12 protein-coding genes are annotated in these 14120 nt (G+C 75.0%); 6 read left to right on the plus strand and 6 right to left on the minus strand.

Translation table 11 applies throughout. The annotated features are described in order from the left end of the window. Positions 1-11: 11 nt before the first annotated feature. The gene (locus ACI790_RS10880) at positions 12-674 is read right to left on the minus strand and encodes a mycothiol-dependent nitroreductase Rv2466c family protein (protein ID WP_456569801.1); all 663 of its coding nucleotides are present in this window, start codon (positions 672-674) and stop codon (positions 12-14) included. A gap of 133 nt (positions 675-807) precedes the next feature. Here ACI790_RS10880 and pepN point away from each other — a divergent pair, with 133 nt between their 5' ends. After that, the gene (gene pepN, locus ACI790_RS10885) at positions 808-3363 is read left to right on the plus strand and encodes an aminopeptidase N (protein WP_456569802.1); all 2556 of its coding nucleotides are present in this window, start codon (positions 808-810) and stop codon (positions 3361-3363) included. A 125-nt stretch (positions 3364-3488) separates the two neighbouring features. Here the strand turns inward: pepN and ACI790_RS10890 are convergent, their stop codons facing one another. From ACI790_RS10890 to ACI790_RS10910, 5 genes are read right to left on the minus strand one after another with little or no spacing between them, the layout of a single operon-like run. Next, positions 3489-3944, minus strand: a complete 456-nt coding sequence (locus ACI790_RS10890) for a DUF5130 family protein (protein ID WP_456569803.1) — start codon at positions 3942-3944, stop codon at positions 3489-3491. Between the two features lie 48 nt (positions 3945-3992). After that, positions 3993-4391: an aa3-type cytochrome oxidase subunit CtaJ gene (gene ctaJ, locus ACI790_RS10895; RefSeq protein WP_456569804.1), complete on the minus strand. Its 399-nt coding sequence runs from the start codon at positions 4389-4391 to the stop codon at positions 3993-3995. A gap of 30 nt (positions 4392-4421) precedes the next feature. Beyond that, positions 4422-5855 carry an amidase gene (locus ACI790_RS10900; RefSeq protein WP_456569805.1) on the minus strand — a complete coding sequence of 478 codons (1434 nt, stop codon included), beginning with the start codon at positions 5853-5855 and terminating at the stop codon, positions 4422-4424. Between the two features lie 25 nt (positions 5856-5880). Continuing rightward, positions 5881-6744, minus strand: a complete 864-nt coding sequence (locus ACI790_RS10905; RefSeq protein ID WP_456569806.1) for an SCO6745 family protein — start codon at positions 6742-6744, stop codon at positions 5881-5883. Further along, a complete protein-coding gene (locus ACI790_RS10910) occupies positions 6741-7268 on the minus strand; it encodes an HNH endonuclease (RefSeq protein ID WP_456569807.1) in 528 nt (175 codons plus the stop codon). The genes ACI790_RS10905 and ACI790_RS10910 overlap by 4 nt, the downstream gene beginning before the upstream one ends. 221 nt (positions 7269-7489) lie before the next feature. Between ACI790_RS10910 and ACI790_RS10915 the strand changes: the two genes are divergently transcribed. The 5 genes from ACI790_RS10915 (at position 7490) to ACI790_RS10935 (ending at position 14029) form a co-directional block, all read left to right on the plus strand. Continuing rightward, a complete protein-coding gene (locus ACI790_RS10915) occupies positions 7490-9574 on the plus strand; it encodes a prolyl oligopeptidase family serine peptidase (protein WP_456569808.1) in 2085 nt (694 codons plus the stop codon). A 78-nt stretch (positions 9575-9652) separates the two neighbouring features. Beyond that, entirely contained in the window at positions 9653-10657 is a 1005-nt protein-coding gene (locus tag ACI790_RS10920) for a mechanosensitive ion channel family protein (protein ID WP_456569809.1), read from the plus strand. A gap of 38 nt (positions 10658-10695) precedes the next feature. Continuing rightward, positions 10696-11964 (plus strand): MFS transporter, encoded by a 1269-nt coding sequence (locus tag ACI790_RS10925; RefSeq protein ID WP_456569810.1) that lies wholly within the window; start codon positions 10696-10698, stop codon positions 11962-11964. Then, positions 11961-12359 carry a globin gene (locus ACI790_RS10930; RefSeq protein WP_456569811.1) on the plus strand — a complete coding sequence of 133 codons (399 nt, stop codon included), beginning with the start codon at positions 11961-11963 and terminating at the stop codon, positions 12357-12359. The genes ACI790_RS10925 and ACI790_RS10930 overlap by 4 nt, the downstream gene beginning before the upstream one ends. 80 nt (positions 12360-12439) lie before the next feature. Beyond that, positions 12440-14029 (plus strand): glycoside hydrolase family 13 protein, encoded by a 1590-nt coding sequence (locus ACI790_RS10935; protein ID WP_456569812.1) that lies wholly within the window; start codon positions 12440-12442, stop codon positions 14027-14029. Positions 14030-14120 lie beyond the last annotated feature (91 nt).

Here is a 14120-nt window from a genome sequence, read left to right on the forward strand (position 1 = left end):
AAGCTCGGATGTCAGCGGCGGGTGAGCTCCAGGGCGTCGGCCGGGACGGAGTCCATGTCGGGGCCCGACGTGCGGGTGCGCTTGAGCTCCCAGAAGTCGGGCAGGTTGGCCAGCAGGACGGCGCCGTCGAAGGCCTTGCCGGCGTCCTCGCCGGTCGGAACCTTGCTGATCACCGGGCCGAAGAATGCGACGCCGTCGATGTGCATGACCGGCGTGCCGACGTCCTCACCGACCGGGTCCATGCCCGCGTGATGGCTCTTCTCCAGGGCCGCGTCGTACTCGGTGGAGCCGGCGGCCTCGGCCAGCGACGCCGGCAGCCCGACCCGCTCCAGCGCCGGGGCGATGAGCTCGTCGAGCTCGCGGCCCTCGTGGTGCCGGAGAGTGCCCATCGCGGTGTAGAGGTCACCGAGCACCTCGTCGCCGTGCTGCTGCGCGGCGGCGATCGCCACGCGCACCGGCCCGATCGCCGTCTTCATCATCTCGGCGTACTCCTCGGACAGGTCGCGCCCGCGGTTGAGCACCGCCAGCGACATGACGTGCCAGTGGAGGTCGATGTCGCGGACCTTCGCCGCCTCGAGCACCCAGCGGCTGGTGAGCCAGGCCCAGGGGCACAGCGGGTCGAACCAGAAGTCCACGCGGGCCTGGGTGGGGGCGCTCTGCACTGCGTCGGTCATTCGTGCTCCTCGCTCGGGGGTGCCCGGGTCTCCGGTGCCCGGACCGTCTGCGGTCAGCCAAGTCGCCGGGCCGGGGCGTTGTTCCCCGGTGGACGGCAGGCGGGCCGTCGGCACCGCCTGACAAACTGCCGGGGTGGCCGTACCCAACTTGACCCGCACCGATGCCGCCGCTCGCGCCGAGCTGCTCGCCGTCCAGAGCTACGACATCTCCCTCGACGTCACCGACGGGGCCGGTCATCCCGGCGAGCGCACCTTCCGGTCGACGACGACCGTCGAGTTCACCTGCCGCCGGCCGGGCGCGGACACGTTCATCGACCTGGTCGCCGAGACGGTGCACTCCGCGACGCTCAACGGCACCGAGCTCGACGTGCGCACCTACACCGAGGACGGCGGCCTGCCGCTGCCCGGCCTCGCCGAGCAGAACACCCTCGTGGTGACGGCGGACTGCCGGTACTCCAACAGCGGCGAGGGGCTGCACCGCTTCCTCGACCCCGAGGACGGGCAGGTCTACCTCTACACGCAGTTCGAGCCGGCCGACGCCAAGCGGATGTTCACCTGCTTCGACCAGCCCGACCTCAAGGCCTCGTTCACCCTGCACGTGACGGCGCCGTTCGACTGGCACGTCATCTCCAACACCGGTGACCGCACCATCGAGGCGGGCGAGGGCGGCTCGCAGCTGGCCCACTTCGCGCCCACCAAGCGCATCTCCACCTACCTCGTGGCGCTGATCGCCGGCCCCTACGCCAAGGTCACCGACCTGCACGACGGCATCCCGCTCGGGCTGTACTGCCGCGCCTCGCTGGCCCAGTTCCTGGACCCCGACGAGCTGTTCCGGGTGACCAAGCAGGGCTTCGACTTCTACCACCGGGTGTTCGACTACCCGTACCCGTTCGACAAGTACGACCAGCTCTTCGTGCCGGAGTTCAACGCCGGTGCCATGGAGAACGCCGGGGCGGTGACCTTCCTGGAGGACTACGTCTTCCGGTCGAAGGTCAGCCGGGCGCGCTACGAGCGCCGGGCGGAGACGATCCTGCACGAGCTCGGGCACATGTGGTTCGGCGACCTGGTGACCATGCGCTGGTGGGACGACCTGTGGCTCAACGAGTCCTTCGCCACCTACATCAGCACGCTGGCCCAGGCCGAGGCCACCGAGTACACGACCGCGTGGACGACGTTCGCCAACACCGAGAAGGCGTGGGCGTACGCGCAGGACCAGCTGCCCTCGACCCACCCGATCGCCGCCGACATCCCCGACGTCGCCGCGGTCGAGGTCAACTTCGACGGCATCACCTACGCCAAGGGCGCCTCGGTGCTCAAGCAGCTGGTGGCCTACGTCGGCCGGGAGGAGTTCCTCACCGGCGTCCAGCGGTACTTCCGCCGGCACGAGTACGGCAACACCACGCTGGCCGACCTGCTCGGCCCGCTGTCGGAGAGCTCGGGGCGCGACCTGTCCGAGTGGGCCGACCAGTGGCTGCGCACCAGCCAGGTCAACACCCTGCGCCCGGTGTACGAGCTCACCGACGACGGCCGGTACGCCGGCTTCGCCATCGAGCAGACGGCGGTCGCCGAGCACCCCGTGCTGCGCAACCACCGGCTGGCGGTCGGGCTCTACAGCGAGGGCCCGGACGGGCTGGCCCGCACCCACCGGGTGGAGCTGGACGTGGCCGGCGCGCGCACCGAGGTGCCCGAGCTGGCCGGGCACCCGGCGGCCGACCTGGTGCTGGTCAACGACGACGACCTCACCTACGCCAAGCTGCGCCTGGACGAGCGGTCGCTGGCGACGCTGCGCACCCGGATCGGGGCCATCCCCGACCCGCTGGCCCGCGCGCTGTGCTGGTCGGCGGCCTGGGACATGACCCGGGACGCCGAGCTGCCCGCCCGCGAGTGGGTGCAGCTGGTGCTCGCCGGGGTGGGCGCGGAGACCGAGAGCAGCGTCATCCAGTCGCTGCTGGCCCGGGTGCAGACCGCGCTGTCCTCCTACGCGGAGCCGGCCTGGGCGCCCACCGGCTGGGCGCAGCTGGCCGACGCCGCGATGGCCGCGCTGGAGTCGGCACCGGCCGGCAGCGACCAGCAGCTGCTGTGGTCGCGCACGCTGGCCAGCGCCGCGCGCACCGAGGAGCACGCCGCCGCGCTGCGCGGCCTGCTCGACGGCTCCCGGACGGTCGCCGGTCTCGAGGTCGACGCGGACGCGCGGTGGGCCTTCCTGCACGGGATGGTCGCGATCGGCGCGGCCGGGGACGCGGAGATCGACGCCGAGGCCGAGCGGGACGCCACCGCCACCGGCATCCGGCGGGCGGCCACGGCCCGGGCGCTGCGGCCGACGGCGGAGTCCAAGGAGGAGACCTGGCAACGGGCCTTCACCGACGAGACGCTGCCCAACGCCGTCCACGAGGCGACCCTGCAGGGCTTCTGGCACCCGGCCCAGCGCGAGCTCACCGCCGGGTACGTGGACCGCTACTTCGCCGAGATCCGTCCGGTCTGGGACCGCCGTCCGGGCGAGATCGCCAAGAACGCCGTCCAGTACCTGTTCCCGCCGGTGGTCGAGCCGCGCACCATCGCCGCGGCCGACGCGTGGCTGTCCGACGCCGAGCAGCCGCCCGCGCTGCGCCGGCTGGTGTTCGAGGGCCGGGACGGCATCGCCCGCGCCCTGCGTGCCCGCGAGCGGGACGCCGACGCCGCGCAGCGCTGACGACCCACCCCGCACCCGACGGAGCCCCGTCCACCAGCCGGTGGACGGGGCTCCGTCGCCTTCGGGCCTCGCGGGAAACACGACGGCGCCGCACCCCTGCCAGGGTGCGGCGCCGTCGTCGTCGGCTAGGGGCGCAGCGCCGCCGGGTGACCGGCCTGGTCGGAGAGCTGGCGCAGACCGTTGACGATGCCGCCCACCAGGTCACCGGAGCTGAAGGCGCTGGTCATGGAGAGGACGGCGAGGGCGCAAGCGCGGTCGGGCAGCCGGCGGGCGGCTCCCGCACCGGTCACGACCTCGACGACCCGCTGGCCGGGCGAGACAGCGAGCAGCACCGCGTCGGACGGGTTGTCGCCGGAGCGGGCGTGCAGCTCCTCGGCGTGTGCCCGGGTCGGCGTGCGCAGCTCGCCCACGTAGAGCGTGAAGCGCAGCCCGGTCTCGCGGGAGGACATGGTCAGCGCCTCGTCGAGGCGGGCCAGCTCCCGGTAGGTGAAGACCTCGTCCAGCCGCCCCTCGTCGGTGCGGGCGGGAGCGGTGTCCTCGGTGGCGGTGTCGTGGGAATCGACGTGCAGCGCGCGGGTCATCGCCGGCCTCCGGGCAGGGTCGTCGGAACGAAGTAGGTGGTCACCGGGTCACCAGGTCCCACGCGCGCCGCCCAGCGGGCCGGCCGGCTGCGGGATGCGGGCAGCCGTGGCGCCGCCGCGCGAGCCGCCGGAACCGGCGACGACCTCGGGGCCGGCCCCGCGAGCGGCATCCAGGGCGCGCTCACCGGGCTGCTCCGGGTAGACCGAGGAGCCCAGGGCGGCAGTGCCGCTGCCCGGGACCGCGGCCGGCCCGTGCGACGGGGCCGGGCCGTGCCCGCCGGTGTGCGCGGGGTGCGGCTCGTACCAGACGGGGGCGTAGTCCCAGGACTGGCCGGGCTTGTAGCGGGGGCGCCGGCCGGCGCCGGGCTTGAGCGTCAGCAGCGCCAGCACGAGGACGATGGCCAGCGGGATGCCGGCGTAGACGAGGAGGGTCTCGGCGACGGTCACGCCGGACAACTTACCGGGGACCTCCTCCGCTCACCGGCTGTCGGTCCAGACGGCGGGGCGCCGGTGCGCCCAGGGCCGGGCCGCCTCGAGCTGAGCGGCCAGGGAGACGAGGGTCGCCTCGTCGGCCGGGCGGCCGACGAGCATGGTGCCGACGGGGAGGTCGTCGGCCGTCCAGTGCAGCGGCACGCTGACGGCCGGCTGCCCGGTGACGTTGAAGAGGGCGGTGAACGCGGCGTACCGCTTCTGCCGCTCGAAGTCCGGACCGCCCTCGCCGTCGGCCTGGAACCAGCCGATCGGGCGCGGCGTCATGGTCAGCACCGGGGCGAGCAGCACGTCGAAGCCGGCGGTGGCGCGCAGGAACTGCCGGGAGAAGACCCGCAGGGCGAACATCGCCTGCATCGCGTCGCGGGCCGAGAGCGCCAGCCCGCGGTCCCGCATCCACCGGGTGAGCGGCTGCAGCCGGTCGAGCTGGTCGGGCGGCACCGGCAGCGTGGTGGCGCTCAGCGCCCACACGTGCTCGAAGGAGGGCAGGACCGCGGGGTCGAGCAGGCCGGCGGGCACGTCCTCGACGACGTGCCCGAGGCTCTCCAGCAGCCGGCCGGCGTCATCGAACGCCTCGGCGACCTCGGGCTCGAGCTCGGCCCCGGGCATCGCCGACTCGGTGTACCGCCCGATCCGCAACCGGCCGGGCTCCCGGTCGGCCCAGCCGAGGAAGCTCTCCCCCGCCGGCAGCGGCGGCGCCCAGAACGGGTCGCCGATCTCCGGGCCGGCCATCGCGTCGAGCATCGCGGCGGCGTCCCGCACGGTGCGGGCGAGCGGCCCGCTGGTGCCCAGGCCGGTCACCTCGCTGCCGTAGGGGGCGTTGCTGATCCGCCCGCGGGTCGGCTTGATGCCGAACAGGCCGTTGATGCTCGCCGGGATGCGGACCGAGCCGCCCCCGTCGCTGCCCTGCGCGAAGGGCACGAAGCCGGCGGCCACCGCGACCGCGGCGCCCCCGCTGGAGCCGCCGGCCAGCCGGGAGGTGTCCCAGGGGCAGCGGGCGGGCCCGACCAGGCCGTTCTCGGTGTAGCAGGGGAAGCCGAACTCGGGGGTGTTCGTCTTGCCCACGCTGATCGTCCCCGCAGCGGCCAGCCGGGTGACGACGGCGTCGTCGACCGGCGGCACGAAATCGGCCAGGGCGGTGGAGCCGAACGTCGTCCGGACGCCGGCGGTGTTGTTGAGGTCCTTGATCGCGGTCGGGACGCCGAGCAGCGGCGGCAGCTCCCCGCCCTCACGCAGCCGGGCCTCCGCCGCGGCCGCGGCGGCCAGCGCCCGCTCGGGGGTCACGGTGATGAACGCGCCGAGCCCGGCGTCCAGGGCGTCGATCCGGCGCAGCGCGTGCTCCACCAGCTCGGTGGGGCTCACCTCCGACGCCCGGACGGCGGCGGCCTGCTCGAGTGCGGTGAGGTCGTGCAACGAGGTCACGGACGCCGACGCTAGCCCGCCGGCCTCACCCGGGGTCGGGCACGCCGATCGGGTTGCCGGCCGGCCACTCCCCCGCGGAGACGACGGCGCGGCGCACCGGCACCAGGAGCTCGGCGAGCCGGTCGCAGCCCCGGTCGCCGAGGGCGCGCCACGGTCCGCGGGCCAACCGGTCGGTGTCCGCCTCGATCCCGGCGACCGCGGCCCGCCCCTGCGGCGTCAGCTCCGCGCCGGCCAGCCAGCCGCGCTCGGTCAGCCCCGCGACGCCGCCGTCCCACGCGGCGTCGTCCCAGCCCCGCGCCTTCTGCAGCCACCCGCGGTCCGACCGTCCGGCCGCCGCGGCGAGCACGTGCGCCTGCACGCCGTCGACCTCCCGCTGCACCAGCGCGACCGTGTGCCCGTCGCCGCGGTGCTCCCGCAGCGTGGTGAGCGCCTGCCAGAGCACCAGGTGCGGCTCCCCGGGCACGGCCACCGCGGTGTTGGCGGCAGCGAGCGGGCGACCGGGCAGGTCGACGGCGGCCGCCGCCGTCGCGGCCAGCTCCATCGCCTCGGCCGCGGCCGGAGAGGTGGTCCAATCCTCCCCCAGCACCCGCCGGACCGCCGCGTCGACGCCGTCCAGCCGGGCCTGCAGTGCGGCGGCCGGGGACGCGTCGGCCCAGACGCCGGGCACCCGGCGGGCGACGAAACCGGGGGCGAAGTTGACGAACGCCGCGGTGACGAGCTCCGCGCCGACGGTGCCGAGGGGCGCGGCCCGGCCGGCGAAGTAGCCCGCCCAGAACCCGCGCAGCCCGGCCGCCGCGAAGGCGGTCCGCGCCTCGGCGGCGAAGTACGTCAGCGCGTGGAACGGCTCGGCCAGCGCCCAGAGCCGGCGGGCGGTCGCCGCAGAGCTCACGCGCTCACGCTCTCCGGGACGCCGAGCCACTCCCGCCACCGCGGGTCGACGGTCCGGTGCCCGAGCAGCCGCCACGCCGCCCCGCTGGGCGTGTGCGGCGGGTGGGCGAGCTTCCAGCCCAGCTCGGCGAGCGACCGGTCGGCCTTGGTGTGGTTGCACCGGCGGCAGGCGGCGACCACGTTGTCCCAGGTGTGCGTGCCACCGCGGCTGCGCGGCACCACGTGGTCGATGCTCGTGGCCGACCCGCCGCAGTAGACGCAGGTCTGCCCGTCGCGGGTGAACACCGCCCGCCGCGACAGCGGGACCGACGCCGGGTAGGGCACCCGGACGTAGCGGGTGAGCCGCACGACGACGGGCACCGGGAGGCTGACGGTCTCGGCGTGCACCATCTCGACGGCGACGTCGACGGACTCGGCCTTCTCGGCGAGGACCAGCACGATCGCCCGCCGGCTGGACACCACACACAGCGGCTCGTACGTCGCGTTGAGCAGCAGGGTGGCGCCCGTGGTCGTGGGCGAGGGCACGGGGACGAGCGGCGGGACGGGGTCGCGCCGCGGGCCTGGGTGACCCGCCGGCGTCGACCCGGGCGCGGAACGCGGCACGGATCACCTCCGGACGCCCCGGACCGCCGGGTGCTGCACGACCCGCGGGCAGCCCCATTCTGACCCGGCTACGCCGGGTTGGCGCACTCGAAATACCTCCGACCCCGGCTCGTCCGTCGGCCGCGGCGACTAGCCTGCCCGGAATGCGCTACCCGGACGCCCCGCGGCTGGACCTCGTCGACGAGCTCCACGGCCACCGGATCGCCGACCCGTACCGCTGGCTCGAGGACCCCGCCGACCCCCGCACCCGGGCCTGGGCGCAGGCCCAGGACCAGCTCACCGCCGAGGTGCTGACGGCGCTGCCGCTGCGCGACCGGTTCGCCGAGAAGCTCGGCGAGCTGGTGCGCGCGGGCGCCGTCGGCCTCCCGGTTTGGCGCGGCGAGCGCGCCTTCTCCACCCGCCGCGACCCCGGCCAGGAGCACGCGGTGCTGCGGGTGCGCGAGGCCGACGGCAGCGTCCGGGTGCTCGTGGACCCGATGGCCCTGGACCCGGCGGGGACGACGACGCTCGACGCGTGGTCGCCGTCCTGGGAGGGCGACCGGCTGGCCTACCAGGTCTCCACCGGCGGCGACGAGGAGTCGCAGCTGTTCGTCCTGGACGTCGCCACCGGCGAGCTGCTGGACGGGCCGGTCGACCGGTGCCGCTACTCCCCCGTCGGCTGGCTGCCCGGCGGCGAGGAGCTGTTCTACGTCCGCCGGCTCGCGCCCGACCAGGTGCCGGCGGGTGAGGAGCAGTTCCACCGCCGGGTATGGCGCCACCGGGTGGGCGCACCGGCCGACGACGACGTGCTGGTGCACGGCGAGGGCAGCGACCCGGCGAGCTACTTCGGCGTGCGCACCAGCCGCGACGGCCGCTGGCTGGTCGTCTCCCGGTCGGTGGGCACCGCGCCGCGTGACGACGTGTGGCTGGCCGACCTCGCGACGATCTCGGACGGCGGGCCGCCGGAGCTGCGCGCGCTGCAGGTCGGCGTCGACGCGCAGACCGCCGCCTGGGTGGCCCGCGACGGGCGGCTGTGGCTGATGTCCGACCGCGACGCCCCGCGCTGGCGGCTCGCCGTCGCCGATCCGGAGGACCCTGCCACCTGGGCGCCCGAGGCGTGGACCGACGTCGTTCCGCAGCAGGAGGGCGCCGTGCTCTCCGACCTGGCGCTGGTCGACGCCCCGGACGGCACCCCGCAGGTGCTCGCCGTGCACGCCGTGGACGCCACCGACCGGTTGTCGGTGTGGGCCGCGGACGGCAGCGGCCGGATCACCGACGTGGCGGCTCCGGGCGCCGGCAGCATCTCCGGCGTCAGCGCACCGCCGGAGGGCGGCACCAGCGCCTGGGTCGGCTACACCGACTACGCCACCCCGCAGTCGGTGCTGCGCTGGGACGCCGCCTCGCCCACCGGGCTGGAGAGCTGGGAGCGGGCCGACGTCGCCGGGGAGGTGCCGCCGCTGACCGTCGTCGAGACGCACGCGACGAGCGCGGACGGCACGCCCGTGCACCTGTTCGTGCTCTCCGGGACGGGGACGGCCGACCGCCCGCGCCCGGCGGTGCTGTACGGCTACGGCGGCTTCAACGTCTCGCTGACCCCGGCCTACACGGCGCAGGCCCTGGCCTGGGTGGCCGCGGGCGGTGTCTGGGTGGTGGCGAACCTGCGCGGCGGGTCCGAGCACGGCGAGGAGTGGCACCGGGCCGGGATGCGCGAGCGCAAGCAGAACGTGTTCGACGACTTCGCCGCCGCGGGCGAGCACCTGGTGGCCGGGGGCTGGACGACGCACGAGCAGCTGGCGGTCATGGGCGGGTCCAACGGCGGCCTGCTGGTGGGCGCCACGCTGACCCAACGCCCCGGCCTCGCCGCCGCCGTCGTCTGCAGCGCGCCGCTGCTGGACATGGTCCGGTACGAGCGCTTCGGGCTCGGCCGGACCTGGAACGACGAGTACGGCACGGCGGAGGACCCCGTCGAGCTCGGCTGGCTGCTGGGCTACTCGCCGTACCACGCGGTGCGCGAGGGGACGGCGTACCCGGCGGTGCTGTTCACGACGTTCGAGTCCGACACCCGGGTCGATCCGCTGCACGGGCGCAAGCTCGCCGCCGCGCTGCAGCACGCCACCAGCTCCGACGCGCCGGTCCTGCTGCGCCGGGAGACCTCGGTGGGGCACGGCGCCCGCGCGGTCAGCCGCACCGTGGGCCTGGCCGCCGACCAGCTGGCCTTCCTGGCGGCGCACACGGGACTCGCCGGTTGAGCGTGCCGTGCGTCACCATCCGGACACGCGCTGCCACCTCCCCCGTCACTGTCAGCAGCACCTGAGAGGATTCCGGTAATGACCGGATCCCCCACGGTGCTCGCTGCGGACGACGGGGCGGGCGTGGCCGACTGCGCCGACCACTGGCTCTGCCAGCAGGTCTACGACTGGTCGGGCGCGGGCTGGCTGGCCGAGAACGCCCAGACGCTCATCGCCACCCCCGGCCGCATCCTGCTGGTCGTCGTGCTCGCCGCCGTGGCCCGCCTGCTGGCCCACCGGGCGATCGGCCGGCTGACCGACCGCACGGCGACCGGCGCGATGCCCACGATCCTGCGGCCGTTCCGCAGCCGCACGCCCGCCGCCGAGGAGGTCATCGAGCAGATCGCGGCACGGCGCACCCAGCGGGCCGAGGCCATCGGTTCGGTCCTGCGCAGCTTCGCGTCGATGGTGGTCCTCGGCATCGCCGTCGTCCTGGTGCTCGGCGAGCTGGGGGTGAACCTCGCGCCGATCCTGGCCAGCGCCGGCGTGGTCGGCGTCGCCCTCGGCTTCGGGGCGCAGAACCTGGTCAAGGACTTCATCGCCGGCATCGGCATCATCCTCGAGGACCAGTACGGCGTCGGTGACGTCGTCGACCTCGGCGAGGCCATCGGCACCGTCGAGGCGGTCGGGCTCCGGATCACCCGGCTGCGCGACGTCAACGGCGTGGTCTGGTACGTCCGCAACGGCGAGGTGCTGCGGGTCGGCAACAAGAGCCAGGGCTTCGCCCAGGTGGTCATCGACATGCCCGTCGCGCACGACACCGACCTGGAGCGCTGCCGCGCGGTCATGCAGGAGGTGGCCGACGCGATGTACGCGCAAGCCGAGTGGGCCGGCGTCCTGCTGGCGGAGCCGGAGTCCCTCGGGGTCGAGCAGATCACCGCCGAGGGCGTGTTCCTGCGGCTCACCGTCCGCACCACCAACGCCGACCAGTGGCGGGTCGGGCGGGCGCTGCGGATGCGGCTCAAGGAGCGGTTCGTCGCCGAGGGCATCCGCACCCCGGTCCCCCTGCTGAGCGCCTCCGGCGCCGGGGCGGGGTCCCGCTGAGCGCCCCCGTGCCGCAGGACCCCGCTCCGGGGACCCCCGTGCGGCAGGCGACCTTCCGCGAGGTCTTCGCCGTCGGCGAGTTCCGGCCGCTGTTCGGCACCTTCGTGCTGTCCGCGGCCGGGGACGAGCTGGCGCGGGTCGCCCTCACGGTGCTGGTCTACGCCCGGACGTCGTCCCCGCTGCTCGCCGCGCTGACCTTCGCGATCAGCCACCTGCCGTGGCTGCTCGGCGGGCCGCTGCTCTCGACGCTGGCCGACCGGCTGCCCCGCCACCGGGTGCTGATCGCCACCGACGTCGCCCGGGCGCTGCTCGTCGCGATCATGGCGATCCCCGGCACGCCGCTGCCGGTGCTGCTGGCCCTGCTCTTCGTCGTCGGCCTGTGCGCGCCACCGTTCGAGTCGGCCCGCTCCGCGCTGATGGCCGACGTGCTCGACGGGGACCGGTACGCCGTCGCCACCTCGCTCACCGGCATCACCCTGCAGCTGGCACAGGTGGCGGGGTTCCTCGCCGGTGGTGCGCTGGTCGCCGTCCTGAACCCCTCCGCCGCGCTGCTGGTGGACGCCGCGACCTTCCTGATCTCCGCCGTCTGGCTGTGGGCGCGGCTGCAGCCGCGCCCGGCACCGGTGGCCGAGGGCGGCGGCACGCCGGGTTCGCTCTGGCGCGACACCGCGGTGGGTCTGCGGTTCATCGGCCACAGCCCCCGGCTGCTGGCCATCGTCGGCGTGCTGTGGGTGACCACGGGGTTCGTGTACGCCTCCGAGGGCATCGCCGCCCCGCTGGTCGACTCGCTCGGCCAGGGGACGACGGCGGTCGGCGTGCTCCTGGCCGCCAACCCGCTCGGGGTCACCATCGGCGGGCTGGTCATCGCCCGCCTCGTGCCGCCGGCGCGGCGGGAACGGCTCGTCGTCCCGCTCGTCGTGATCTCCCTCGCGCCCGTGCTGGTGGGCGGCCTCGTCGCGGCGACGGCCGGGCCCGGCGCGGTGCCGTTCTGGGTGCTGGTCGGGATGCTCTTCGTCTCCGGGCTCGGCGCCGCGTGGTCGATCCCGCTCAACGTCGCCTTCGTCCAGGCGGTGCCCAGCGCCTACCGCGGGCGCGCGTTCGGCGTGGCGGCCAGCGGGCTGGCCGGCGTCCAGGGGCTCGGCGCCCTCGGCGCGGGCCTCGCCGCGGAGGCGTTCGAGCCGAGCGTCGTGGTGGCGCTCTCCGGCGCGCTCGGAATGATCGCGGTCGCCCCGGCGCTGATGGCCTATCGGCGGACCCGCGACCAGGCGGACGTCTCCACCGAGGTCGAGGGAGCAGCAGGCGCATGAGCGAGTCGAAGCGGTCCCTGCCGTCGGCGCGGACCTTCTACGACGAGGTCGGCGGCGAGGAGACCTTCCGCCGGCTGGTCAGCCGCTTCTACGCCGGCGTGCGCACCGACCCGGTGCTCGTCCCGATGTACCCGCAGGGCGACTGGGAGGGCGCCGAGACCCGGCTGCGGGGCTTCCTCGAGCAGTACTGGGGCGGGCCGACGACCTACTCCCAGGAGCGCGGGCACCCGCGGCTGCGCATGCGGCACGCCCCGTTCGCCATCGGCCCCGCCGAGCGCGACGCCTGGCTGACCCACATGCGCGACGCCGTCGACTCGCTGGAGCTCCCTCCGGAGCAGGACGCCACGCTCTGGGGGTACCTGGAGATGGCCGCGCGGAGCATGCAGAACCGCTGAGCCGCCGGCAGCGCCCCTTTGCCCATCCGGCCCCTCCGGCCCGGCACACCTGAACGTCACGAGAGCACCCAAGGAGCCCGGTGAGCCCGGAGCCGAACCGCACGCTGTCCACGACCGACGCCGACTGGTGGCGGAACGCGGTCTTCTACCAGATCTACATCCGCAGCTTCGCCGACGGGAACGGTGACGGGGTGGGCGACCTGGCCGGCATCCGGTCGCGGCTGCCCTACCTCGCCGACCTCGGCGTCGACGCGCTGTGGATCACGCCGTTCTACCCGTCGCCGATGGCCGACCACGGCTACGACGTCGCCGATCCCCGCGACGTCGAGCCGGTGTTCGGCGACCTGGCCGAGTTCGACGCCCTGCTCGCCGAGGCGCACGCGCTGGGCATCCGGGTCACCGTCGACCTGGTGCCCAACCACAGCTCGCACGACCACGAGTGGTTCCAGGAGGCGCTGGCGGCCGCGCCCGGTTCGCCGCAGCGGGCCCGGTACCTGTTCCGCGACGGCCGCGGCCCGGACGGCAGCGAGCCGCCGAACAACTGGCCGTCGGTCTTCGGTGGGCCGGCCTGGACCCGGGTGCCGGACGGGCAGTGGTACCTGCACATCTTCGCGCCCGAGCAGCCGGACCTGAACTTCGCCAACCCGGAGGTCGTCGCCGACCTCGAGGAGACGATGCGGTTCTGGCTGGACCGCGGCGTGGACGGTTTCCGCATCGACGTCGCCCACGGCATGGCCAAGCCCGACGGCCTGCCGGACATGGTGCCGATGGACGACACCGGTCTGCTCGACGACCACGGCCCTGGCGACCACCGGTTCGACCAGGACGGCGTGCACGTGGTGCACCGCCGCATCCGGGCGGTCCTCGACGAGTACCCCGGCACGATGGCCGTCGGCGAGGTGTGGGTGTCCGACGACGACCGGCTGGCCCGGTACCTGCGCGAGGACGAGCTGCAGCTGGCCTTCAACTTCAAGCTGCTCACCGCCGAGTGGACGCCCGAGGGGCTGCGGAACGCGATCACCCACTCGCTCGCGGCGGTCGAGGGCACGCCCGCGCCGGCCTGCTGGGTGCTGTCCAACCACGACCGGCCTCGGCACGTGACCCGCTACGGCGGCGGCGAACTCGGCACCCGGCGGGCCCGGGCGGCGGCGCTGCTGCAGCTGGCGCTGCCCGGTGCGGCCTACCTCTACAACGGCGACGAGCTCGGCATGCCCGACGTCGACCTGCCCGACGAGGTGCTGCAGGACCCGATCTGGTTCCGCTCCGGCGGTGCCGAGCGGGGCCGCGACGCCTGCCGGATCCCGGTGCCGTGGTCGGGCACCGAGGCGTCGTACGGGTTCTCCTCCGCGGCGGAGACCTGGCTGCCCATGCCCGCGGGCTGGGCTGCGCTGACCGCCGAGGCGCAGCGCGCGGACGCCGGTTCGATGCAGTCGCTGTACCGAACTGCGCTCGCTCTGCGGTCGTCGTCGCCCGCCGTCACCGGCGAGGAGGTGCAGTGGTTACCGGCACCCGACCGTTGCGTCGCGTTCCGGCGGCCCGGCGGGCTGGTCTGCCTGCTGAACCTCTCCGGCGCCCCGGTCCCCGTACCGGAGGGCCGGGTGCTGCTGAGCAGCGCCCCGCTCGTCGGCAGAGCGCTGCCCGACGACGCCGCGGTGTGGCTGCAGGCCTGACCCGACCGGGCCGGTTCACGGGCGCCCCGCGGCGCTCGGGTACCTTGCCGCAGGTGACGCCGGGACGGCGGCGCCGTCCACCGGCGCAACG

Source organism: Blastococcus sp. SYSU DS0539 (genome assembly GCF_054050855.1).